Genomic DNA, 23,009 nt, shown 5'->3' with positions numbered 1-23,009 from the left:
GCTCGTGGCGGACACCGCGCGACCGGCCCGCAACCTGGCCGTCGACTTCTATCGCGCATCGGGCGTGGTCCTCATCGTGCTGGGGCATTGGCTGGCCGGTTCGGTGACCTATCACGACGGGTCCTTCGGCCGGGAAAACCCACTCGTCGACCTGCCGTGGACGCAATGGCTGACGTGGATATTCCAAGCGGTGCCGGTGTTTTTCCTGGCGGCCGGCTACGCGGGCGCGGTGTCCTGGACGCATCGACGCGGCGCCGAGGGTTTCTCGCGGGAGGTCTGGCTTCGGCATCGACTGGCCCGGGTCCTCGGGCCGACCGCGGTCTACATCGCGCTGGTTTCGGTGGTCGTGGTGGCTTTGGTGGCCGTCGGCGTGCCCGGCTCCGTGCTCGAATACGCGGGGTGGGCGGTGGCGATGCACCTCTGGTTTCTCGCCGTTTACCTGGTGGTGGTGTCGCTGACGCCGATTGCCATTGCGGCACAACGGCGTTGGGGTCTCCTGGTGCCGGCCGTGCTGGCGGTGGGGGTTGCGGTGCTCGACGTGGCGACCACCGCGGGCCACGTGCCGTATGTCGGCTGGCCGAATTACCTCCTGTGCTGGGGTGCGCTCTACCAACTCGGAATCGCTTGGCACGGTGGGCTATTGGCCGGGCGCCGGCCGGCGCTGCTGGCGATCGCGTCGGCGGTCGCGCTGGCCCTGTTGATCGGGGTGGCGCGGTACCCGGTCAGCATGATCGGCGTTCCCGGCCAGGCGGTTCAGAACACCACGCCGCCGACGGTGGCGATGCTGGCCTTCGCCTGCGCACAGGCCGGCTTGGTGATGACACTGGCGCCCGCGCTCAACCGCGTGTTGCGCGGCGGTTTCGTCAAGCGGGCGCTGTCCGTGGCGAACAACAATGTGATGGCCCTGTACCTCTGGCACATGATCCCGGTCGTCGTCGTCGCGCTCGTCGCGTACCCGGCCGGCCTGCTGCCGCAGCCTCCGGAGGGATCCGGGGCGTGGTGGCTCGCCCGGCTCGAATGGGTGGTGATGCTCGGCGTGGTGACGGCGTTCGAACTGCTGTTGCTGTGGTGGCAACGACGCATCTTCGCGGCCCCACTGCCCATGCTCGGCGTGCCCGTCACGGCCCGTTGGGGCGAAGTGTCCATGCTGACCGGTGCCGCACTGGCCGCCATGGGTCTGCACTTCTTCGCCTACACCGGCTTCGCGCCGAACGGGCGTTTCCCGTGGGTGACCGCGGCGGTCTTCACCGTCGGGGTGCTGCTGGTGGCTCTTCGCCCGACGAAGGTCAGCCGGCGCGCGGTCGATCCGGCACCGGCGACGGGGTGAGCTTCGGTCCGCGGTAGCCGGCCGAGCCGTCGCTCAACCGTGCTCGACGACACGGAACGACTCTGGTTGGCCGGCGACCAACGACCCCCTTCGAGGGGTCCTAATGCCCTGGTCGGACGGAAAATATCGGAGGAGACTTCCGATAGGTTCGGCGTCATTTGGCGCTGGACCGGATCGGGATAGGCCGCCAAGGGAGTACATAGATGTTAAACAGCCTTACGCTCCACAACAACGAGGTAGCCCAGCAGCGTGCGCAGGACACCGAACTCTTGAAGGAGTCGGGCGTGCACAAGCTTGTCGTCACGGATCGCGACGGCAACTGCTTGGCGTTCGTATTGGCTTGGGAAAGCTTCGAATACGACGCCGAGACCGACACCTACGTGTGCGTTGCGGACGGCGATGGCAGGGAACTCATGACCGTCTATGCCGCCGGCGAAATCAAGTCCGCACCCGGCGCCGACATGTACGTCATCACCGCACCGGACGGTGCACCGGCGGCGGGGCGTCTCAGGCCCTGTTGACCTGCCGGACCACCGGGCGGCTTCGAGCCTGAGGTTTCCCGACGCCCCAGCCTTCCGGGAGCCTCCGCCCAGCGAGCGTGCTCGCGCGACCTTTCGCGATCCGGCACGGGCCCTGGCCGGCTCACCCCGACGCAGCGCTTCCCCTTGGTGCCGTCAGCCCTCGTCGAGCCGGCCGGGAATCCTTGGCGGCATGCCCTTCTCGAGGAGTTTCGACACGACGGCCGGGCCGGACAAACGGTGGACGGGTTTCGGCGGACGGCGGATTATGATAGACCGTTCGTACGGTTAGTCCATGCCGAAGGGTTCAACATGCCCAGATCGCCTGGCAGACGCGGCGAAATTCTCGACGCGTTTGTCCGCTACGTCGCCGAACGTGGTTATGACAGAACGAATATCGGCGACATCGCCGATGAGCTCGGGATGTCCAAGGGCACGATAGTTCACCACTTCGGAACCAAAGCGCAGATGTTGCGGGAGCTCGAAGAAACCCATCTGGCCCGGCAGCTCGACGTGCTGCGGATGGTTTGGGACCGACTGGCCGCGCCACACGAGCGCATCGCCGCGATCATTTACGCCTCGGCACTGCTGCAAGTGACCGAACGCGACGCGACGGTGGCGAGCCAGCGTGAGGTGGTTCAGTTGTCGGATGATCCGGCGATGCAGCAGGTCCGCAAGTTACGTCATCAATTGCAAACGCTTGCGATCGACGAGATCCGTAACGGGATAGCGATCGGAGTGTTCCGGGCGGTGGACGTCGAACTGGCGGCCCTGCAGCTGTGGGGCTCGCTCGAGTGGATGTGGGTGTGGTTCCACCCGGCTGATTCCCGGACACCCGAACAAGTCGGGGCGGCTTTCGTCGACGTGTTCCTCGGCGGGCTGCTGCTGGACCGGTTAGGGCTCAGTCGTTGGGCGAACCCCGCCACGGAGGTGGTAGCCGTGGTGCGCGAGAGCCTCGCCGCGGCAGGCCCCACGACAACTTGACCGGCCAGCGACGGAATACCCTGCAACGGAAGGTAATTGCCGTCGAACGAACGCGAGCCGGCCACGCTGAGGACGCGCAACGACCCTCGGTGGCGGCGCCGAGTTGATCAGGTGGCGTCGCAGCCGTTTCGGGGGATTTCGTTTGCGGGCAGCCGACCGCCGAGTTTATTGACTGACCGTACGGTCTAATGCCATAGTTGCCGGGTGGGGCAAGCGAGGACGTCATGCGGCATTGAGGCAGGGACGGCGGACCGGCGTCGGGCGCGAAGTGATGCGCTGCGCCAAAAACGGTTGCGCCGCAAGTGTTCTTCGCGCGCCCATGGAATGAGATGGCTTATGGCGAACCGATTTTCGCGGAAGCGGTGCGCTGCGAACGAGCCGGGAAATCGGGCTCCCGTCGATTGCCGGCGCCCATGACCGCCTCCCATGTGATCGGCAGCAGGGCGCTCGAGAAAATCCGGCCGGGCACGGAGGTGGCCGGCGGGTTCTTCCGCATGTGCGTACTGACCGCCAAAGCCCTGCGGCAGCCGTTCGAATGGCGCGAGTTCATCTGGACCGGCTGGTTCCTCATGCGGGTGTCGCTGCTGCCCACGATCGCGGTGTCCATCCCGGAAACCGTGCTGCTCATCTTCACGCTCAACCTTCTGCTGGCCGAGATCGGGGCCGCCGACGTCTCCGGTGCGGGCGCCGCGATCGGCGCGGTCACCCAACTTGGCCCGATCGTGACGGTGCTGGTGGTCGCCGGCGCCGGGGGCACCGCGATCTGCGCCGACCTGGGCGCCCGCACCATCCGCGAAGAAATCGATGCGCTCGAGGTGCTCGGCATCGACCCGATCCACCGGCTGGTGGCGCCGCGCGTCGTGGCCTCGACACTGGTCGCGGTGCTGCTCAACGGCCTGGTGGTCGCCGTCGGCCTGGGGGGCGGCTACCTGTTCAGCGTGTACCTGCAGAACGTCTCGAGCGGCGCCTACCTCTCCACGCTGACGGCGCTCACCGGCCTGCCCGAGGTGGTGATCGCGTTCGTCAAGGCCGCGACGTTCGGGCTGATCGCGGGCCTGGTCGGGTGTTACCGCGGGCTGATCGTCCGCGGCGGGTCCAAAGGCCTGGGCACCGCCGTCAACGAGACCGTGGTGCTGTGCTTCATCGCGCTGTTCGCGGTGAACGCGGCGCTGACCACCATCGGTGTCCGGTTCGGAACGGGGCGCTGAGATGACCGCGACCACGACGGCCGCGCCGGCCGGGTTCCAATTCCCGAAGGACACCCTCATCCGGTACGCGGACGCCCCGGCGAGGGTCATGGTCGAGATCGGGCAGATGGTCTGGTTCGCCATGAGCGCCGTCGGGCAGATCCCGTTCGCGCTGCGCCGCTACCGCAGGGAGATGCTGCGGATGGTCGCCCAGATGGGGATGGGGACCGGCGCGATGGCCGTCGTCGGCGGCACCGCCGCCATCGTCGGATTCATCACCCTGTCCGCCGGCTCTCTGGTCGCCATCCAGGGCTACGCGACGCTGGGCAACATCGGCGTCGAGGCATTCACCGGGTTCCTGGCCGCGCTGGTCAACGTGCGGTTCGTGGCGCCGGTGGCGGCCGGGCAGGCGCTGGCCGCAACGGTCGGCGCCGGAGCCACCGCCGAACTGGGCGCTATGCGCATCAGCGAGGAGATCGACGCCCTCGAGGTGATGAGCATCCGGTCGGTCGCCTACCTGGCGTCCACCCGGATCGTGGCCGGCCTCATCGTCATCATCCCGCTCTACGGGCTGGCGATCACCCTGGCCTTCGTGTCCCAGCAGGTCACCACGGTTTTCTTCTACGGACAGTCCGCCGGGACCTACAACCACTACTTCCACACCTTCCTGCGCCTCAACGACGTCGGCTGGTCGTTCGCGGAGGTGATCCTGGTCGCGGTCGTCGTCATGACCACCCACTGCTACTACGGCTACAACGCCAGCGGCGGACCTGTCGGCGTCGGTGAAGCGGTCGGCCGGTCGATGCGGCTGTCGCTGGTCACGATCGTTGTCGTGGTCGTGCTGACCGCGATGGCGGTCTACGGCAAAAGCCCGAACTTCAACCTCACCGTGTAGCCCGCCATGACAACCCCGACAGCCCCGGCCCCGCAAATCAAGGACCACCCACCACGCATCCCGCCGTACAAGACGACGGCCGCGGTGTTCTTGTTGGTCTCCGCGCTGGTGTTGGCCCTGGTGTGGCTGCAGTTTCGCGGCCGGCTCACGCCGAAGACGCCCTTGACGATGCTGGCGCCGCGGGCGGGGCTGGTGATGGACCCCGGGTCGAAGGTCACCTACAACGGCGTGGAAATCGGCCGGGTGGCCAGCATTTCGGAGGTCCAGCGCGACGGCAGCGCTGCGGCCAAGTTCGTCCTGGACGTCGATCCCAAATACATCGAGCTGATTCCTGCCAACGTGGACGCCAATATCAAGGCGACCACGGTGTTCGGCAACAAATATGTGTCGTTGACCTCGCCGAAAAACCCTACCCCGCAACGCATCACCTCGCAGCAGGTGATCGACGCGAGGTCGGTGACGACGGAGTTCAACACATTGTTCGAGACGATCACCCTGATCGCGGAAAAGGTGGACCCGGTCAAGGTGAACCTCACGCTCGCCGCGGCCGCGCAGGCCCTGACCGGGCTGGGCGACAAGTTCGGGCAGTCGATCGTCAACGCCAACGCCATCCTCGACGACATCAACCCGCAGATGCCGCAGATCCGGCATGACATCGCACAGCTGGCGGCCCTGGGCGACACCTACGCCAAGGCCGCACCGGACCTGCTGGACTCGCTGAGCAACGCGGTGATCACGGCGCGCACGCTGCACCGGCAGGAAGCCGAACTGGACGCCGCTCTGCTGGCCTCGACCGGGTTGGGCAACACCGGGGAAGACATCTTCCGGCGCGGCGGCCCCTACCTGCAAAGGGGGGCCGCCGACCTGGTGCCCACCGCCCAGCTGCTGGACACCTACAGCCCGGAGTTCTTCTGCACGATCCGCAACTACTACGACGAAGAACCCGCGGCCTACGCGACGACGGGCGGCGGTAACGGCTACGCGCTGCGAACCATGACCGAGCTGACGTCGGGGCTGGGCGGCATCCTGACCCTCCCGGGTTTGACCGCGACGGTGCTCACGCAGGGACTCCTGGGGCTGGCCGGACTGGTGGGCGGCGCGCCGAATCCCTATGTGTACCCGGACAATCTGCCGCGGGTGAACGCGCGCGGCGGGCCGGGCGGCGCACCGGGTTGCTGGCAGGCCGTCACCCATGACCTGTGGCCGGCGCCCGAGTTGGTGCTCGACACCGGCGCCAGCCTCGCGCCGTACAACCACCTGGATACCGGCTCCCCGTACGCGATCGAGTACGTGTGGGGCCGCCAAGTCGGGGACAACACGATCAACCCATGAAGATCACCGGCTCCGCCATCAAGCTCGGCATCGTCTCGCTGGTGCTGCTGCTGATCACCGTGTCGATCGTCGTGGTGTTCGCCCAGATGCGCTTCAACCGCACCGACACCTACACCGCGGAGTTCAGCAACGCGAGCGGGCTGAAAGACGGCCAGTTCGTCCGCGCCTCGGGGGTGGAGGTCGGCAAGGTCAAAAAGGTGCGGCTGGTCGACGGCGGCAGGCGGGCGCAGGCGGACTTCGCCGTCGACCGCTCGATCACGCTCTACCAGTCGACGACGGCCCAGATCCGCTACCTCAACCTGTTCGCCGACCGCTACCTGGAACTCACGCGAGGCGAAGGTGAGGGCGCCGACCGCGTGCTGACGCCCGGTGGATTCATCCCGCTGTCCCGAACTTCGCCCGCGCTGGATCTCGACGCCCTGATCGGTGGTTTCAAGCCCCTGTTCCGTGCGCTCGATCCCGAAAAGGTCAACACCATCGCCTCGGCCATCATCACCGTGTTTCAGGGTCAGGGCGGCACGATCAACGACATCCTCGACCAGACCGCGCGGCTGACCGCGCACATCGCCGAACGCGACCAGGCGATCGGCGAGGTGGTCAAGAACCTGAACGTCGTGCTGGATACCACGGTTCGGCACCGCAGGGAATTCGACCAAACCATCGACAACTTCGAGAAACTGATCACCGGCCTGGCCAACCACGCCGATCCGCTGGCCGCCGGCACCGCGAACATCAGCAACGCCGCCGGAACGGTGGCCGACCTGCTGGCGGAGAACCGCGCCCTGTTGCACAAGGAGCTCAACTACCTGCAGGCGCTTCAGCAGCCGCTCGTCGACCAACGCGACCAGCTCGGTGACCTGATCCACAAGACACCGACCGCGCTCAACCTGATCGGACGCAGCATCGGCCTCTACGGAGACTGGGTCAACTTCTACCTCTGCGACCTCTCCATCAGATGGAACGGGCTGCAGCCCGGCGGGCCGGTCCGGACGGTCAGGATCTGGCAGCAGCCGACGGGCAGGTGCACGCCGCAATGAGGACACTCACCGAATTCAACCGCGGCCGGGTCGGTCTCATGGGCATCACGGTGCTGATACTCGCCGTCGCTGTCGGCCAAAGCTTCACCAGCGTCCCGATGATGTTCGCCAGCCCAAGCTATTACGGGCAGTTCACCGACACCGGCCAACTGAACAAGGGCGACAAGGTGCGCATCACCGGCGTGAACGTCGGCAAGGTGGAGGGCTTCGACATCGACGGCGACCACGTCCGGATCAAGTTCACCATCGGCGGCAACACCATCGGCACCGAGAGCCGGCTCGCGATCAAGACCGACACCATCCTGGGTAAGAAAGTCCTCGAGATCGAACCGCGGGGCACCCAGACGTTGCGGCCGGGGGGCGTCCTGCCGCTGAGCCAAAGCACCACCCCCTATCAGCTCTACGACGCGAATTTCGACATCACCAGGGCCGCCGCGGGCTGGGACATCGACACCGTCAAGCGGTCGCTGAACGTCCTGACGCAGACGATCGACCAGACCTACCCGCACCTGAGTGCCACGCTCGACGGTTTGAGCAAATTCTCCGACAGCATCGGCAAGCGCGACGAACAGATCAAACACCTGCTCGCCCAGGCCCACCAGGTGGCCGGCGTGCTCGGTGACCGCAGCGAACAGATCAACCGGTTGCTGGTCAACGCCAAGACGCTGCTGGCCGCGTTCAACGAACGTGGGCGGGCCATCGACGCGCTGCTGCGAAACGTTTCCGCCTTCTCCGCGGAGGTGCAGGGATTCATCAACGACAACCCGAACCTCAATCCCGTGCTGGAGCAGTTGCGTGCCATCAGCGATGTGCTGGTGGCCCGCAAGGAGGACCTGGCCCAAACCCTGACGTACGTCAGCAAATTCGCCGCATCGCTGGGGGAATCCGTCGCATCGGGACCGTATTTCAAGATCGTCCTGTCCAACCTGCTGCCGTACTGGATCCTGCAGCCGTTCGTCGACGCCGCGTTCAAGAAGCGTGGCATCGACCCGGAGGATTTCTGGCGCAGCGCCGGGCTACCCGAGTTCCGCTGGCCCGACCCCAACGGCACCCGGTTCCCCAACGGGGCGCCGCCCCCCGCTCCCCCGGTGCTGGAGGGCACACCGGATCACCCGGGACCGGCCGTCCCGCCGGGAACGGCGTGTTCCTACACCCCACCGGCCGACGCGCTGCCGCGGCCGTGGAATCCGTTGCCGTGCGCGGGCGTCAACGTCGGCCCGTTCGGCGGCAGCTTCCCGGCGCCGGTGGACGTGCAGGCGTCGCCGCCGAACCCGAACGGCCTGCCACCGACACCGGGGATCGCGATTGCCGGGCGTCCGGGCGACGCGCCGCCGGACGTCGTGGGCACGCCCGTGCCGCTGCCCACCCAGGCGCCGCCGGGGGCGCGCACCGAGAACCTCCAACCCGCCGGGCCGGTCCCGCCGCCGTCGACCTTTGCTCCGGGCCTGCCGCCGGGGCCACCCGCGCCGCCCGGACCCGGCCAGCAGCTGCCGGCGCCGTTCATCAACCCGGGCGGCACGGGAGGCAGCGGCATCACGGGAGGTAATCAGAATTGAGCGGCCTCTTCCACACCCGTAACCCGCGGCGCCGCAGGGTCATCGGAACGCTGGTGGTGGCGCTGGCCGTGCTGGCCGGATTCGTCGGGCTGCGCCTGTACAACAAGCTGACCACCAACACCGTGGTCGCGTACTTCCCAACGGCGAACGCGCTCTATGCCGGGGACAAGGTCCAGATCATGGGCGTTCGCGTGGGTGCGGTCGACAAGATCGAGCCGGCCGGCGACAAGATGAAGGTCACGTTTCACTACAAGAACAAATACAAGGTGCCGGCCAACGCGTCCGCGGTGATCGTGAACCCAACCCTGGTGGCATCCAGGAACATTCAGCTGGAGCCGCCCTACAAAGGGGGTCCGGTGCTGGCCGACAACGCGGTGATCCCCATCGAGCGCACTCAGGTCCCGACGGAATGGGACCAACTGCGCGAGAGCGTCGCCAATGTCATCAACAAATTGGGCCCGACGCCCGAGCAGCCCAAGGGTCCGTTCGGTGATGCCATCGAGTCGTTCGCGGACGGGCTGGCCGGCAAGGGCAAGCAGATCAACACCACGCTGAGCAGCCTGTCGCGGGCCTTGACCGCGCTGAACGAAGGCCGCGGCGACTTCTTTGCGGTGGTGCACAGCCTCGCGCAGTTCGTCAACGCCCTGCACAAAGACGACCAGCAATTCGTCGCGCTGAACCAGAACCTGGCCCAGTTCACCGACAAGTTGACCGGGTCCGACCACGAGCTGGCCACGGCGATACAGCAATTCGACAGCCTGCTGTCCACGCTGCGCCCGTTCCTGGACAAGAACCGCGACGTGCTCGCGCACGATATCGGCAACCTCGCCGACGTGACGAACGCGCTGGTCCAGCCCGATCCGCTCAACGGGCTGGAGACCGCCCTGCACGTCCTGCCGACGCTGGAGACCAACCTCAGCCAGATCTACCACCCGGCGCACGGCGCGGTCATGTCCATCCCGGCGATCCCGAACTTCGCGAACCCGATGCAGTTCATGTGCAGCATGATTCAGGCCGGCAGCCGGCTGGGCTATCAGGACTCCGCCGAACTGTGTGCGCAATACCTCGCCCCCATCCTCGACGCGATCAAGTTCAACTACCTGCCGTTCGGGTTGAACCTGTTTTCCACCGCCGAGACGCTGCCCAAGGAAGTCGCCTACTCCGAGCCGCGGCTGCAGCCGCCGAACGGGTACAAGGACACCACGGTGCCCGGGATCTGGGTGCCCGATACCCCGTTGTCGCACCGCAACACCCAGCCCGGCTGGGTTGTCGCGCCGGGCATGCAGGGGCAGCAGGTGGGGCCGATCACCGGGAGTCTGTTGACGCCCGATTCGCTGGCCGAACTGATGGGCGGCCCGGACGCCGCGCCGCCGCCGCCGGGGCTGCAGACGCCACCGGGACCCCCGAATGCGTACGACGAGTACCCGGTGGTGCCGCCCATCGGCGTGCGGGCCCCGCAGGTCCCGATCCCGCCGCCGGCACCCGGGCCGGGCGTGGTGCCCGGACCGGTCGCGCCTACGCCCGCGCAGGCGGCGGCCTCGACGGGAGCCGGATCATGATGCGCGCGTTGGCTATTCGGACGCGGCAGGGACTGGCGATGCTGGTGGCCGCCGTAGCGCTGACGTCATGCGCAAAATGGCACGGAATCGCGAATGTGCCGATGCCCGGCGGCCCGGGCAGCGGGCCCGGCAACTACACGATCTACGTGCAGATGCCCGACACCTTGGCCCTCAACGACAACAGCAGGGTGCGGGTGGCCGACGTCTTCGTCGGCACCGTGCGCGCGATCAGCCTGAAGAACTGGGTGGCGACGCTGACACTGCGTCTGGACAAGAGCGTCAAGCTGCCCAGGAACGCGACCGCCAAGATCGGCCAGACGAGCCTGCTGGGTTCCCAGCACATCGAGCTGGCCGCGCCGCCCAACCCGTCCCCGGAGCTGCTCCAGCCGGGCGACACCATCCCGCTGAAAAACGCGTCCGCTTATCCCACGACCGAGCAGACGCTGGCCAGCCTCGCCATGATCTTGCGCGGGGGCGGGATCCCGAACCTCGAAGTGCTGCAGAACGAGGTCTACAACATCGTCAACGGGCGGGCCGACCAGATCCGTGCCTTCCTCGGCAAGCTGGACACCTTCACCGCCCGGCTCGACGAGCAACGCGAGGACATCACCCGGGCCATCGATTCCACCAACCGGCTGCTGGCCTACGTCGGACCCCGCTCCGACGTCATCGACCGGGTACTCACCGAATTCCCGCCACTGCTCAAGCATTTCGCCGATAAACAGAACCTGTTGATCGACGCGGTCGACGCGACGGGACGGCTCAGCGGCGTTGCGGACCAATACCTGTCCGCCTCGCGGAGCGATCTCCATCAGGACCTGGTGTCGCTGCAATGCCCGCTGCGCGAACTGGGCCGCGCCGCGCCGTATCTCATCCGCGCGCTCAAGCTGATCCTCGTCCGGCCGTTCGACATCGACGCCGTGCCGAAGGCGTTCCGCGGCGACTACTTCAACCTGTCGCTGACGCTCGACCTGACCCTCAGCTCCGTCGACAACGCGGTCCTCACCGGGACGGGATTCTCCGGGGCGCTGCGCGCGCTCGAGCAATCCTGGGGCCGCGACCCCGAGACGATGATCCCCGATGTCCGCTACACGCCGAACCCGAACGACGCCCCCGGCGGCCCGCTGGTGGAGAGGGCGGACAGGCAATGCTGACCCCCTTCATCAAGCGCCAGCTGATCCTGTTCGCCATCCTGAGCGTGATCACCGCGGTTGCCCTGGGCGGGTACTACCTGCAGATTCCCACCGCGGCGGGTATCGGCCAGTACACGCTGAACGCGGACCTGCCCGCGGCCGGCGGTCTGTACGAGACGGCCAACGTGGCTTATCGCGGCGAGACCATCGGCACGGTCACCGCCGTCGAGCCGACCAAGACGGGCGCGCGGGTGACCATGCGCATCGCCGACCGCTTCAAGATCCCGATCGACGCGACGGCGAACGTGCACTCCGTGTCGGCGGTCGGCGAGCAGTATCTGGACCTGGTGTCGCCCGGCAACCCGGGCAAGTACTTCCTGCCCGGACAGACCATCACCAAGGGCACCGTGCCCACCGACATCGGGCCGGCGCTCGATGCGGCCAACCGCGGGCTGGCCGCGCTGCCCAAGGACAAGATCGCCTCGCTGCTCGACGAAACAGCCCAGGCCGTAGGCGGATTGGGGCCCGCGCTGCAACGACTGGTCGACGCCACGCAGGCGATCGCCGGCGATTTCAAGACCAACATCCAAGACGTCAACGACATCATCCAAAACTCCGGCCCGATCATCGACAGCCAGGTCGACTCGAGTGACTCGATCGAGCGCTGGTCACACAACCTGGACATCCTGGCCGCGCAGACCGCGGGAAACGACCAGCACGTGCGCAGCATCCTGACGCAGGGGGCGCCGACCGCCGATCAGGTCAACGCGGTGTTCGGCGACGTCCGCGACTCGCTGCCGCAGACACTGGCGAATCTCGAGATCGTGCTGGACCTGCTCAAGCGCTACCACAAGGGCGTCGAGCAATTGCTGGTCGCCTACCCGCAGGGCGCCGCGGAAGGCCAGACCGTGACGACGCCCTTCCCGGGCTACGCCTCCCTCGGCACGTCGCTGACCATCAACCAGCCCCCGCCGTGTCTGACCGGGTTCCTCCCCGCGCCCGAGTGGCGGTCCCCGGCCGATACCAGCCTGGCGCCCATGCCGTCCGGAACCTATTGCAGGATCCCGCAGGACACCCCGGCCAACGCGGTGCGCGGGGCGCGCAACCTGCCCTGCGTCGATGTGCCCGGAAAGCGCGCCGCGACGCCGCGCGAGTGCCGCGACCCCAACCCGTACGTTCCCTCGGGCACCAACCCGTGGTACGGCGACCCCAACCAGCTCCTGACCTGCCCGGCGCCCGCCGCGCGCTGTGACCAGCCCGTGAAACCCGGCCTGGTCATGCCGGCCCCGTCGGTCAACAACGGGCTCAACCCGGCGCCCTCCGACCGGGTCGCGGGCACGCCGCCCCCCGTCAGCGATGTGCTGCAGCGGCCGGGATCCGGCACGGTCCAGTGCAACGGGCAGCAGCCCAACCCCTGCGTCTACACCCCGAACGGGCCTCCCGCAGCCGTTTACAGCCCGCAGAGCGGCGAACTCGTCGGCCCCGACGGCATCAAGTACGCGGTCGACAATTCCACCAAAACGGGCGACGACGGCTGGAAGGACATGCTCGCACCGCCCCGCTGACCGCTCTCGCTCTGCACGTATCCCTCTCGGCGGCAACGCTTTTCGCGTCGTCGTGCGGCGGCTCGCCGACCGGACTGGACGTGCCGTTGACACTGACCGCACGTACAGTCATATACTGGGCGCGAGCGAAACGGGCGCCGCCCCTCGAGCGCCTCGAATCGGAGCGAAATGCGCGAAGTGATCGGCCTGGGCCAACTCCGGAGTGACGCGTGTGCGTATCTCGAGCGGGTTGCCGCCGGCGAGACGATCGACGTCGTCCGCCGCGGCAAGCTGGTGGCACGAATCGTGTCCGTCGGCGACTGGCGCGTGGCCCCCATCCCGGCGCGGTCGGTCAACGACGCGGCTCCGGTCCCCGGTGCGTGGGTGGGACTTGACGAACTGCGAACGCGCGCCGGGCGGTGCTTCGACCGGGTCGCGGCCGGGGAGACGATCGATGTGGTCCGAGGGGGCAGGCTACTGGCGCGGATCGTCTCCGCCGGCGACCCCAAGCTGAACCGCGCCGGGGCTGAGGGCGGTCGGCGAATCGAGCTCGACGAGCTGCGCAAGCGCGCGGGCCGCTATTTCGACCGGGTCGCAGCGGGTCAGACGATCGAGGTCAGCCGCGGCGGCGAGCTCGTCGCCCGCATCGTCTCAGCGGTTGCGCCCGCGCCATCGCACTGAGCTGTCGACCGGCCCGGAGTATTCCGCGGTTTCCGCATGCGCGATTGGCACGCAATATTATGGGTAGGCTAGCCTAACTAAAATCGACAGAAAGGCTAGTTCGTGCCCGCCGCTTTTCCCATTCATCCAGAGGCCGATCCGTCCCGCCGCGCCTGGCTGCCGTGCCCGAATTGCAGCTGGGGCCGCAACCGGTGCGCGGAGTGCCGAAGCCGGCGCAACTGCGGCGCGCACTGGCAGTACTTGCTGAGCAATCAGGCGACGCGAGTCAGCCTGCAATGCCCTGGCTGCGCCACCCTGTGGTCCACCGACACCCGGCATCGCTAGGACTGGGCGAACGCGTCGTCGGGCAGCGGCCGTTGGCAAATGGCGTGTGCCTCGTCGGCGCTGAGCCCGAACAGGCGCAGCACGCTTTCGGTGACGCCGTCGGCGGCCCGCGCGTCGTCGCGATCCGGATGGTCCCGCAACAGCTTTCCGAGCCCCAACAGCGCGCCACCCGCCACGGCGAGGGCAAGTTCGGGGTCGTCGACGGTGAACCTCCCGGCATCGGCGCCGGCCTTGATGTCGCGCAGTGCCCGCGGAGCCAGGCCGTGATCCGACGACAGCAGCGCGGGCCCGTTGGCCAGCAGGATGTCGCTTTCCTGCGGGCGGCTGCGAAACAGGCGACCCGTCATCCGGAAACTGGTGGCGAACGTTTCCGCCGGGTCGTCGATCGACTCGGTGAGCCGGTCCAGCATCGCCCCGTACGCGTCGAGCACGTCGGCGACCGCCGCCTCGAACAACTGCTCCTTGCTGTCGAAGTGGTTGTAGAACGAGCCCATCCCGACGTCGGCCAGGCGGGTGATCTCCAGGACCGGCACGTTGACCTTCCCCTCGGCGATCAGCCGCTGCGCGGCCCCGATCAGCGCCGCTCGGGTGCGCTGTTTCCGCCGTTCCAGACGGCTGGGCGGCTCCGCGCCCTCAGGCATCGCGCTCATGTTTAGCAGTATGCCTCACTTCTGATGATTTCGTCAGTACCTCTTGACCAAGTGTCATCTCGTATGTGACGATTTCGTCAGTTAGTTTGGAGATGGCGATGAACCTGACGAAAAACGCCCACCGAGATCTGCACAGCGAAAAGGGCGCGCTGCGGGGCGAACACCCCGGCCGGTCCCGCAATCCGGTCATCAAAGTGGCCGACCTCGCGTGGCTGGAGTTCGAGAAACCCGACCTCACACGAGCCGAGGCGTTCGCCCAGGCGTTCGGGTTCCACACGGCGCGGCACCTCCCCGACGAACTGCATCTTCGCGGCACCCGCGCCGGCGGTCCGTGCGTGATCCTGCGCCGTGGGCCACGCACGCGATTCGCCGGCGTGGCGTTCCGGGCGGCCGACGAGGCCGATGTGCTGCGACTGGCCGACAAGTCGGGCGCCCCGGTCCGGCCGCTGCCCGAGAGCATCGGCGGCCTGGCGGTCGAGCTGACCGACCCGAGCGGCACACCGGTCCGCGTCGTCGCCGGCATGCACGACCTGCCCGAGCTGCCGGGCCAGCGACCCCATGCCTTCAATTTCGGCGACGACGTGCGGCGCACCAACGTCGGTCAGCGGCCCCCGCGGGTGCCGGCGCGGGTCGAGCGGCTGGGACACCTGGTGCTGCAGTCGACCAAGTACCTCGAGGCACTCGACTGGTATCTGGACAACCTCGGGATGATCGTCAGCGACTTCCTGTTCTTCCCCGGTCAGCGCCAGCGCGGGCCGACCATGAGCTTCATCCGCTGCGATCGCGGTTCCACCCCGGCCGACCACCACACGCTGGCCATGGCGCTCGGTCCGGCCAACCGTTACGTGCACTCCGCATTCCAGGTCAGCGACCTCGACGCCCTGGCCGCCGGCGGCGAATACCTCCGGGAGCGGGGATACCGCCGGTCGTGGGGCATCGGCAGGCACATCCAGGGCAGCCAGATCTTCGACTACTGGCGCGATCCCGATGGTTTCCTCGTCGAGCACTTTGCCGACGGCGACCTGTTCGACAACACCGTCGAGCCCGGCTGGGCGCCGTTCACCGCGTCCGGTCTGGCCCAGTGGGGGCCGCCCGCCACGAAGGACTTCCTCGGCCTGGACGCGAAATCGGCTCGACACGAGTTGGTTTCGATGGTAAGCGCGCTGCGCGCAAGTAATGAATTCGATGTCAACCGCCTCATCGGCCTACTGAAAGTGCCTACCTCATGACCGTTTCCGTGCTGCACACCGCCGACTCCTGGTGGCTCAAGACCGCCAACGGCGCCGCAAAGATCGACACCACCGCCACCACCACCGCCGGGCTGCTGAGCGACCGGACGGCATTGGACGCCGCGATCCGGGCCGCCGCGGCCAGCGCCGACACCGTCGCCGTAGACAGCCTCGAGCTGGTCTCACCGGTGACGAGGCCGTGCCGGGTGGTGGCGCAGATGACCAACTTCACGTCGCACGTCAGGGACGCGGGCATGGACCCGGCGACGGTTCCGCTCACCTTCTTTCGTAAGGCGTCGGCTTCGATCAACGGCCCGTTCGACGACATCGTCAAGCCCGCACACGTCAAGCTCCTCGACTACGAGGTGGAGATCGGGTTGGTCATCAGCCGGCAAATCCCCATCGGCACAACGATTTCCGACGCCAATCTCGCCGACTACATCGCCGGTCTCGTCGTCACCAACGACGTCTCGGCGCGCGACATCCAGCTTCCGCAGACCCAGTTCTATGAGGCCAAGTCCTACCCGACGTTCACGCCGGTCGGACCCGAGCTGGTGCTGCTGACGGCCGACGAACTCAAGCGCTTCGGCGATCTGCGGCTGCGCCTGAGCGTGAACGGCCGCGAGCGGCAAAACGCGCTCGTCGAGGGCGACATGCTGTACCCGCCGTTGGAGGCGCTGCAGTCGCTGACCCAGTTCCAGGAGCTCGCACCGGGCGATCTGATCCTCACGGGCACCCCGGTCGGCACCGCGCTGAGCGCCCCGCCCAAGCCGATGCAGATCGTCGCAAACCTCTTGCCTCCGGCGGTGAAGTGGAAGATGTTCTTCTCCCGCCAGGCCGGCAACCGGGACTACCTGCAGGACGGCGACATCGTGGAGGCCTCGGTGGCGACCGACGACGGCGCGATCGATCTGGGGACCCAGCGCGCCAAGGTCCGATTCACATGAACGACAACGCAATTCAGCACTTCCCGGTCGTCATTGTCGGCGCCGGGCCGACCGGCATCACCGCCGCCACGCTGCTGGCCCAGCGCGGGGTGGAGTGCCTCGTCCTCGACCGCTGGCCCGGCGTCTACCCGCAGCCACGGGCCGTGCACCTGGACGATGAAATCTTCCGGATCGTCGCCCGGCTCGGCTTCGCCGACGAGTTCGCCGCGACCTCGTGGCCCACGCTGGGTTTGCGGCTGGTCGACAACCGGTCCGGGCAGTCCCGCGTGCTTGCCGAGTTTCACCGCGACCCCGCCCGCAGCCCGAACGGTTTCCCGCAGGCCAACATGTTCGACCAACCGGAATTCGAGGCGCTGCTGCGCGCGAACCTCAAGCGGTACCCGAACGCCCGGTTACGCGGCGACGCCGAGGTGACCTGGCTGGCCGAGACCGAATACGGCGTGCGCGTCACCTTCACCGACCGCTCCGACGGCTGCGTGCGTCAGGTCGACGCCGACTACCTGCTGGGCTGTGACGGCGCGAACAGCCTGGTGCGCGCGCAGATCGGTTCGGCCATGGGCGATTTGAAATTCGAGCAGCGCTGGCTGGTCGCCGACGTCGCCTGCGACGCCGATCTGCGGCAATGGGAGGGCGTGCACCAGGTGTGTGACCCGGTTCGGGCGGGGACCTACATGCGCATCGGGCCGGGCCGCTACCGGTGGGAGTTCCGGCTGCTGGACGGCGAAAGCGCCGACGACTTCGGCACGCTGGACGAGTTGCGGCCACTGATCGCCCCGTGGACCGCCGGCGTCGCCGATACCGAACTGCGACTGCTGCGCGTCGCCGAGTACACGTTCCGTGCACAGATCGCCGACCACTGGCGCCGCGGGAACATCTTCATCCTCGGCGACGCCGCACACCTCACTCCCCCTTTCATCGGCCAGGGCATGGGCGCGGGAATGCGGGATGCGGCCAACCTGGCCTGGAAGATCGCCGGCGTCCACGACGGCACGCTGCATCCGGACGTCCTCGACACCTATGAGCGGGAGCGCAAGCCGCACACCCGGCACATGATTCGGCTGGCGCTGGGCGTCGGCTGGGCGATGACCGGGGGTGGTCGCGTCGGCGACGCGGCGCGCCGCGTGGTGCTCCCCCGGCTGCGATTGATCCCCGGCCTGCGCGACAAGGTGGTCGACTCGACCACCCCGCCGCTACACACTTCCGCGCTGGTGCGCAAGTCACCGCGCCCGCGCCAGCTTGCCGGCACACTGTGCCCAAACCCGTTGCTGCCCAACGGTCAACGGCTCGACGACCTGATCGGCACCGGTTTCGCGCTGATCAGCCTTGGTGTCCCCGGCGCCGCCGATGAAGAACTGCTCCGTCGGCGCGGCGTTGTCATCGTGACCGCCGAACCGGGCGGCGCGCTCGACGCGTGGCTGCGCCGGGGCCGCGCCACCGCGGCGGTGGTGCGCCCGGACCGCACGGTCATGCGCGCCGGGCGCGACCTTGCGGCCTTGTGCGCCTGGACGGCCACCGTCCTGCACGGCGGCTAAATCGGCGAGCAGACGCAAAAGCCCCCATTTCGGCCCGAAATTGGGGGCTTTTGCGTCTGCTCGCGGTGGGAAGGTGACCGGCTAAGACTCCGAAGTGGGCCTGGCGACGATCACCGGTATCTGGACGGAGTGCAGGACGCTGTTGCTCACCGAGCCCAACAGCATGCCGGTCAAACCTCCCCTGCCATGGCTGCCCACGACGACGAGCTGGGCGGACCCGGCCTCGTCGATGAGGTGGCGGGCCGGCCGGTCGCGTACGACCCGTCGATGCACCGTCACGTCCGGGTAGCGTTCGCCCCACCCCGCCAGGGCCTCGGCGAGGCTGCGCTGCGCCTCCTCCTCCACGGTCGCCCAATCCAGGTAGGGAACCTCGGTCGTGACGTCGCTCCATGCGTGTAGGGCAACGAGGTCGACGCCCCTGCGAGAGGCTTCGTCGAACGCGAGCTCCGTCGCCCGTTCGGAGATCGGCGAGCCGTCGACACCGACGAGCACGGGTGCGTCCGGCCGTTCAGGTTGATCGACGTCGTGGACGACGGCGACGGGGCAATTCGCGTGCCGCACCACGGTCGAGCTGACCGAACCGAGCACGCCGCGGGCCAGCAATCCCCGCCCGGAGGTGCCCACGACGATCATCTCGGCGTCGTCGGACATTTTGATCAGCGCCGGCGCGGCCGCGGAATACACCAGCTCCCGCCCGATGCTGACCTTCGCGTCCGCCGGCATCGCGTCCTCGGCGATTTTCATCGCGTGCATGATGGCTTTCTTGCCCTCGTCCTCGAGCCGCACCACCAGCGACTCGGGGTACGGGACCGGAGGATAGGTGGCGGTGGGGGTCGCCACCGCGTGGACGACAGTCAATGGAACGTTTCTCATCGCCGCCTCGCGGGCCGCCCAGCACGCGGCGGCATTGGCTGCCTGCGAGCCGTCGACCGCGACGACGATGCCCAGACCCTGCTCAGGTGTCGACATTTGGTTTCTCCCTTCGTCACCAGCGACGCTATCGGGCGCCGGGACCGTCGGTCGTGAGGCTTTAGTCCTCAACCCGCCGGGACATATGGCTGTATGGAACCCGTTGGGGCCGTTAAGTTCCGCGAGACGTAACCGGTGCGTCACCCGCTGGTCGCGGGAAAGTGCGTCAAACCCGCTCGATTCAGGGGCCGGGCGGTTGCGTCACGAAGTCGATGAGTTCCTCGACCCGGCCGATCAGCGCCGGTTCCAGATCGTTCCAGTCACGCACTTTCGAGCGAATTCTCCGCCAGGCCCGGGCGATGTCGGCCTGGTCGGCGTGTGGGAGGCCCAGCGCCGCGCAGGCGCCGTGCTTCCACTCCAGTTGCCGCGGGACGGTCGGCCAGGCCGCCAGGCCAAGCCGCTGCGGCTTGACCGCCTCCCAGATGTCGACATAAGGGTGACCGACGACGAGGGTGTCGGGGCCGCCCGGTCCCCGTCGTACCGCCTCGGCGATGCGCGCCTCCTTCGAACCCGCGACGAGGTGGTCGACCAGCACCCCGAGCCGGCGGCCGGGACCGGGTCGAAACTCGGCCACGACGCCCACCAGATCGTCTATGCCACCGAGGTGCTCGACGACCACGCCGTCGATGCGCAGGTCCGCTCCCCACACCTGTGCGATCAGTTCGGCGTCGTGACGACCCTCGACATAGATCCGGCTGGCCCGCGCGACGCGGGCACGCGCCCCCGGTACCGCGACCGAGCCGGACGCCGTCCTGCCGGTGGCCGCGGGCGCCGGACGACGCGGCGCCGTGAGGATCACGGGGCGTCCCTCGAGCAAATACCCTGGGCCGAGCGGAAAGCCGCGCGTGTGACCGTGCCGGTCCTCTAAGTCGACGCGCCCGTACTCGACCCGCACCACGGCCCCGACGTAGCCGGTCGCCACGTCCTCGACCACCAGGCCGGGCTCGGCCGGGTGCTCGGTCGAACGAGGCTTGCGCCGCCCGGCGGCGAGGACATCAGTTCCATAGCGATCGACCACCCGGCAATACTAGGAAGCCTTGCCGCCAAAGGCGGTTGCGGCGCGCCCGATGCGGCGAGAACGCTTGGGCATCACCTGGCTAACGACCGGATCGCAGGACCACCGCGGACCGCGGTGCGACCTCCACCTGCGTTCCGGCCGTTCCGGTTCGCGTGGGGTCGAACGAGTCGCACACGATCTCCCATGGTCGCGGCGCCAGAGCTGCCGGGGTGGCGAAGGTCAGCGACTCCCACCAGGCGTTGACGAATATGAGAAAGTCGTCGTCGACCAGCGGGGTGCCGTCCGGTGCGACGTCGGGATCCGTTGTCCCGTCGATGAACAACGCGATGCTGCGCGCATTGGGGTCCGTCCACTCCTGCGGCGTCATCTCGGCGCCCGAGGGCGTGAACCAGCCCAGGTCGGCGGCGGCGGTGCCGGTGAGGAAGCGACGCCTGCGGAAGACCGGGTGGCGGCGGCGCAGCGCGATGAGGTCGGTGGTGAACCCGGTGAGCTCGGCGTCGGCGGCAGGCCAGTCAAACCACGTGATCTCGTTGTCCTGGCAGTAGGCGTTGTTGTTTCCCCGCTGGGTGCGGCCCAACTCGTCGCCCCCCAGCAGCATCGGGACACCGCCGGACAGCAGGAGGGTGACCAGGAACGCGCGTTTCTGTCGCGCCCGAAGCGCCAGCACGCCGGGATCGTCGGTCGCCCCCTCCGCGCCGCAGTTCCACGACCGGTTGTCGTCGGTGCCGTCGCGGTTGTCTTCGCCGTTGGCCTCGTTGTGTTTTTGGTCGTAGGACACGAGGTCGTTCAGCGTGAACCCGTCGTGCACGGTGACGAAGTTGATCGATGCGCTCGGGCGGCGACCCTCCGCGCGATCGCCGTAGATGTCCGCCGATCCACACAGCCGCGACGCGAGCTCCGCGAGGCGTCCGTCCTGGCTGCGCCAGAAGTCGCGCACGGTGTCGCGGAAGCGCCCGTTCCATTCGCTCCAAAGCGCGGGAAACCGGCCGACCTCGTAGCTGTCCATCTGGCCGACATCCCACGGTTCGGCGATCAGCTTTGCCTGCGAGACGACCGGGTCCTGACTGACGAGGTCGAAGAAGGCGGACACCGCGTCGAAGGACCCGTGCTCGCGGCCGAGCGTGGCCGCGAGGTCGAAACGAAAGCCGTCGACGCCCAGTTGCGATGACCAGTAGCGGAGGGAATCCATGATCAGCCGGAGTGTCGTGGGATCGTCGGTGTTCAACGAATTGCCGGTCCCGGTGGTGTCGTAGTAGCTGGCGGGGTCGCCCGCGACGAGCCGGTAGTAGGCGGGGTTGTAGAGCCCCCGGAAGGCCAGGGTGGGCCCGCCGGCTCCGCCCTCGGCCGTGTGGTTGAAAACCACGTCGAGGATAACCTCCAAACCGGCGGCGTGCAGGGCGTCGACCATCGCGCGAAATTCCGCGACCTCCGCGCCCGATTGGCCGGCACGCGCCGCGGCGGAGTAATTCGCCTGCGGCGCAAAGAATCCGATCGTGTTGTATCCCCAGTAGTTGGTCAGGCCCCGGTCGACGAGGAATTGTTCGGACAGGCTGCGGTGGACCGGCAGCAATTCCACCGCGGTCACACCGAGATCGGTGAGGTGTTGCAGTGCCGCGTCGTGGGCGAGGCCCGCGTAGGTGCCCCGGAGTTCGTCGGGGACGCCGGGATGGGTCGCGGTGAATCCCCGAACGTGAACCTCGTAGAGGATGCTGTCGGCAAGCGGGTGTTGCGGTTTGGGTACGGTGGGGGCCGGCAGCACGGCGGTCACCAGGCTCCGCGGCACGTGCAGGGCGGAGTCCAGTGGGCTTGGCTCCGAAGGGTTTTCCATCGAGTGACCGACGACCTCCGGCCCGAACCGCACGTCGCCCGCGATTGCGCGTGCGTAGGGGTCCAGCAGGAGCTTGGCGGGGTTGTAGCGCAGCCCGCGTCCGGGGTCGAAGGGGCCGCCGACCCGAAATCCGTACGCCTGTCCCGGCCCGATCCCCGGCACGAAGCCATGCCACACGTCGCCGTCACGGTCGGGCATCACCAGCTGGGTCTCGGCTCCGTCGGCGTCGAACAGGCACAGCGTCACCTCATCACCGCCGGATGCCACCGCGAAGTTCGTGCCTCCCGCGTCGGGCGTGGCGCCCAGCGGGTTGGGCCGGCCCGGCAGGATTCCGGGTGTCACCATCGAGTCCCCTCCGCGTCTCGTGCCGCCATTCGGTCCGCGCCGACCAGGACTCGCGCTATGAGGAAACCGAACACGAATCCGCCGACGTGAGCGAAGAAAGCGACACCGATGGCGATGAGCGTGGAGTTCACGATGGGAAAGCGGCGGGCCGGAATACCATCCGAGTACGGAGTCATCCGGGTAACTCCCTGTGGCGGTCGGCGCGGGTCCTGGCCAGATAATCGTCGCGCTCGGCGGCTCGGTCGTCATTGTCGCGGATAACAGTATTTGCGCTTCGGACCTGTGCTGGTCCATAGCCGGAAAGCGATTAAGAATTCGGGCATAAGACTGAAAAATCCATAAATTAGTCGTGAGTAACTGCGTGGTCTTACCGGGCTGATGACGTCACCGCTGCTAGGTTGCTAAGTGCCGTCA

Annotated in this window: 19 protein-coding genes; 15 read left to right on the top strand and 4 right to left on the bottom strand. The window is 67.8% G+C overall.

Going from position 1 to position 23,009, the window contains the following annotated elements; translation table 11 throughout:
* Nucleotides 1-4 precede the first annotated feature (4 nt).
* The 12 genes from A5705_RS01925 (at nucleotide 5) to A5705_RS01870 (ending at nucleotide 13,753) form a co-directional block, all read left to right on the top strand.
* A complete protein-coding gene (locus tag A5705_RS01925) occupies nucleotides 5-1,327 on the top strand; it encodes an acyltransferase (RefSeq protein ID WP_068274919.1) in 1,323 nt (440 codons plus the stop codon).
* Nucleotides 1,328-1,530: 203 nt separating this feature from the next.
* Nucleotides 1,531-1,848 (top strand): hypothetical protein, encoded by a 318-nt coding sequence (locus tag A5705_RS01920; RefSeq protein ID WP_068274916.1) that lies wholly within the window; start codon nucleotides 1,531-1,533, stop codon nucleotides 1,846-1,848.
* A gap of 309 nt (nucleotides 1,849-2,157) precedes the next feature.
* Nucleotides 2,158-2,829, top strand: a complete 672-nt coding sequence (locus A5705_RS01915; RefSeq protein WP_067872619.1) for a TetR/AcrR family transcriptional regulator — start codon at nucleotides 2,158-2,160, stop codon at nucleotides 2,827-2,829.
* A gap of 494 nt (nucleotides 2,830-3,323) precedes the next feature.
* Entirely contained in the window at nucleotides 3,324-4,037 is a 714-nt protein-coding gene (locus A5705_RS01910; RefSeq protein ID WP_369803275.1) for an MlaE family ABC transporter permease, read from the top strand.
* Between the two features lies 1 nt (nucleotide 4,038).
* Nucleotides 4,039-4,911 carry an ABC transporter permease gene (locus tag A5705_RS01905; protein WP_068274912.1) on the top strand — a complete coding sequence of 291 codons (873 nt, stop codon included), beginning with the start codon at nucleotides 4,039-4,041 and terminating at the stop codon, nucleotides 4,909-4,911.
* Nucleotides 4,912-4,917: 6 nt separating this feature from the next.
* Entirely contained in the window at nucleotides 4,918-6,243 is a 1,326-nt protein-coding gene (locus A5705_RS01900) for an MCE family protein (protein ID WP_067872629.1), read from the top strand.
* The gene (locus tag A5705_RS01895) at nucleotides 6,240-7,280 is read left to right on the top strand and encodes a virulence factor Mce family protein (protein WP_068274910.1); all 1,041 of its coding nucleotides are present in this window, start codon (nucleotides 6,240-6,242) and stop codon (nucleotides 7,278-7,280) included. The genes A5705_RS01900 and A5705_RS01895 overlap by 4 nt, the downstream gene beginning before the upstream one ends.
* The gene (locus A5705_RS01890; protein ID WP_067872635.1) at nucleotides 7,277-8,836 is read left to right on the top strand and encodes a virulence factor Mce family protein; all 1,560 of its coding nucleotides are present in this window, start codon (nucleotides 7,277-7,279) and stop codon (nucleotides 8,834-8,836) included. The genes A5705_RS01895 and A5705_RS01890 overlap by 4 nt, the downstream gene beginning before the upstream one ends.
* Nucleotides 8,833-10,395: a virulence factor Mce family protein gene (locus A5705_RS01885; RefSeq protein WP_067872639.1), complete on the top strand. Its 1,563-nt coding sequence runs from the start codon at nucleotides 8,833-8,835 to the stop codon at nucleotides 10,393-10,395. The genes A5705_RS01890 and A5705_RS01885 overlap by 4 nt, the downstream gene beginning before the upstream one ends.
* Nucleotides 10,392-11,549 carry a virulence factor Mce family protein gene (locus A5705_RS01880; protein WP_369803273.1) on the top strand — a complete coding sequence of 386 codons (1,158 nt, stop codon included), beginning with the start codon at nucleotides 10,392-10,394 and terminating at the stop codon, nucleotides 11,547-11,549. Before A5705_RS01885 ends, A5705_RS01880 begins: the two co-directional genes overlap by 4 nt.
* Entirely contained in the window at nucleotides 11,543-13,093 is a 1,551-nt protein-coding gene (locus A5705_RS01875) for an MCE family protein (RefSeq protein WP_067872645.1), read from the top strand. The genes A5705_RS01880 and A5705_RS01875 overlap by 7 nt, the downstream gene beginning before the upstream one ends.
* 168 nt (nucleotides 13,094-13,261) lie before the next feature.
* The gene (locus A5705_RS01870; protein ID WP_068274907.1) at nucleotides 13,262-13,753 is read left to right on the top strand and encodes a type II toxin-antitoxin system Phd/YefM family antitoxin; all 492 of its coding nucleotides are present in this window, start codon (nucleotides 13,262-13,264) and stop codon (nucleotides 13,751-13,753) included.
* 320 nt (nucleotides 13,754-14,073) lie between these two features.
* On the opposite strand, the gene A5705_RS01865 is transcribed toward A5705_RS01870, so the two are convergent.
* Complete coding sequence (locus A5705_RS01865) at nucleotides 14,074-14,727, bottom strand: TetR/AcrR family transcriptional regulator (RefSeq protein WP_068274904.1); 654 nt, start codon at nucleotides 14,725-14,727, stop codon at nucleotides 14,074-14,076.
* Between the two features lie 98 nt (nucleotides 14,728-14,825).
* Here A5705_RS01865 and A5705_RS01860 point away from each other — a divergent pair, with 98 nt between their 5' ends.
* Genes A5705_RS01860 through A5705_RS01850 form a run of 3 tightly spaced genes read left to right on the top strand, consistent with a single transcriptional unit; the run spans nucleotide 14,826 to nucleotide 18,435 of the window.
* Entirely contained in the window at nucleotides 14,826-15,956 is a 1,131-nt protein-coding gene (locus A5705_RS01860; protein ID WP_067872907.1) for a VOC family protein, read from the top strand.
* The gene (locus A5705_RS01855; RefSeq protein ID WP_068274900.1) at nucleotides 15,953-16,903 is read left to right on the top strand and encodes a fumarylacetoacetate hydrolase family protein; all 951 of its coding nucleotides are present in this window, start codon (nucleotides 15,953-15,955) and stop codon (nucleotides 16,901-16,903) included. Before A5705_RS01860 ends, A5705_RS01855 begins: the two co-directional genes overlap by 4 nt.
* Nucleotides 16,900-18,435: a bifunctional 3-(3-hydroxy-phenyl)propionate/3-hydroxycinnamic acid hydroxylase gene (locus A5705_RS01850; protein ID WP_068274897.1), complete on the top strand. Its 1,536-nt coding sequence runs from the start codon at nucleotides 16,900-16,902 to the stop codon at nucleotides 18,433-18,435. Before A5705_RS01855 ends, A5705_RS01850 begins: the two co-directional genes overlap by 4 nt.
* A gap of 81 nt (nucleotides 18,436-18,516) precedes the next feature.
* Here A5705_RS01850 and A5705_RS01845 read toward each other — a convergent pair whose 3' ends face one another.
* From A5705_RS01845 to glgX, 3 genes are all read right to left on the bottom strand, one after another.
* Nucleotides 18,517-19,404: a universal stress protein gene (locus tag A5705_RS01845; RefSeq protein WP_067872661.1), complete on the bottom strand. Its 888-nt coding sequence runs from the start codon at nucleotides 19,402-19,404 to the stop codon at nucleotides 18,517-18,519.
* A gap of 181 nt (nucleotides 19,405-19,585) precedes the next feature.
* A complete protein-coding gene (locus A5705_RS01840; RefSeq protein WP_068274894.1) occupies nucleotides 19,586-20,422 on the bottom strand; it encodes a DUF3097 domain-containing protein in 837 nt (278 codons plus the stop codon).
* Nucleotides 20,423-20,501: 79 nt separating this feature from the next.
* Nucleotides 20,502-22,595, bottom strand: a complete 2,094-nt coding sequence (gene glgX / locus A5705_RS01835; protein ID WP_068274890.1) for a glycogen debranching protein GlgX — start codon at nucleotides 22,593-22,595, stop codon at nucleotides 20,502-20,504.
* Nucleotides 22,596-23,009: the final 414 nt, after the last annotated feature.

It is taken from the genome of Mycobacterium sp. E787, from assembly GCF_001668725.1.
Lineage (GTDB): Bacteria > Actinomycetota > Actinomycetes > Mycobacteriales > Mycobacteriaceae > Mycobacterium.
The sequence above is the reverse complement of the archived record's forward strand: the minus strand, read 5'-3'. Positions and strand labels throughout refer to the sequence as shown.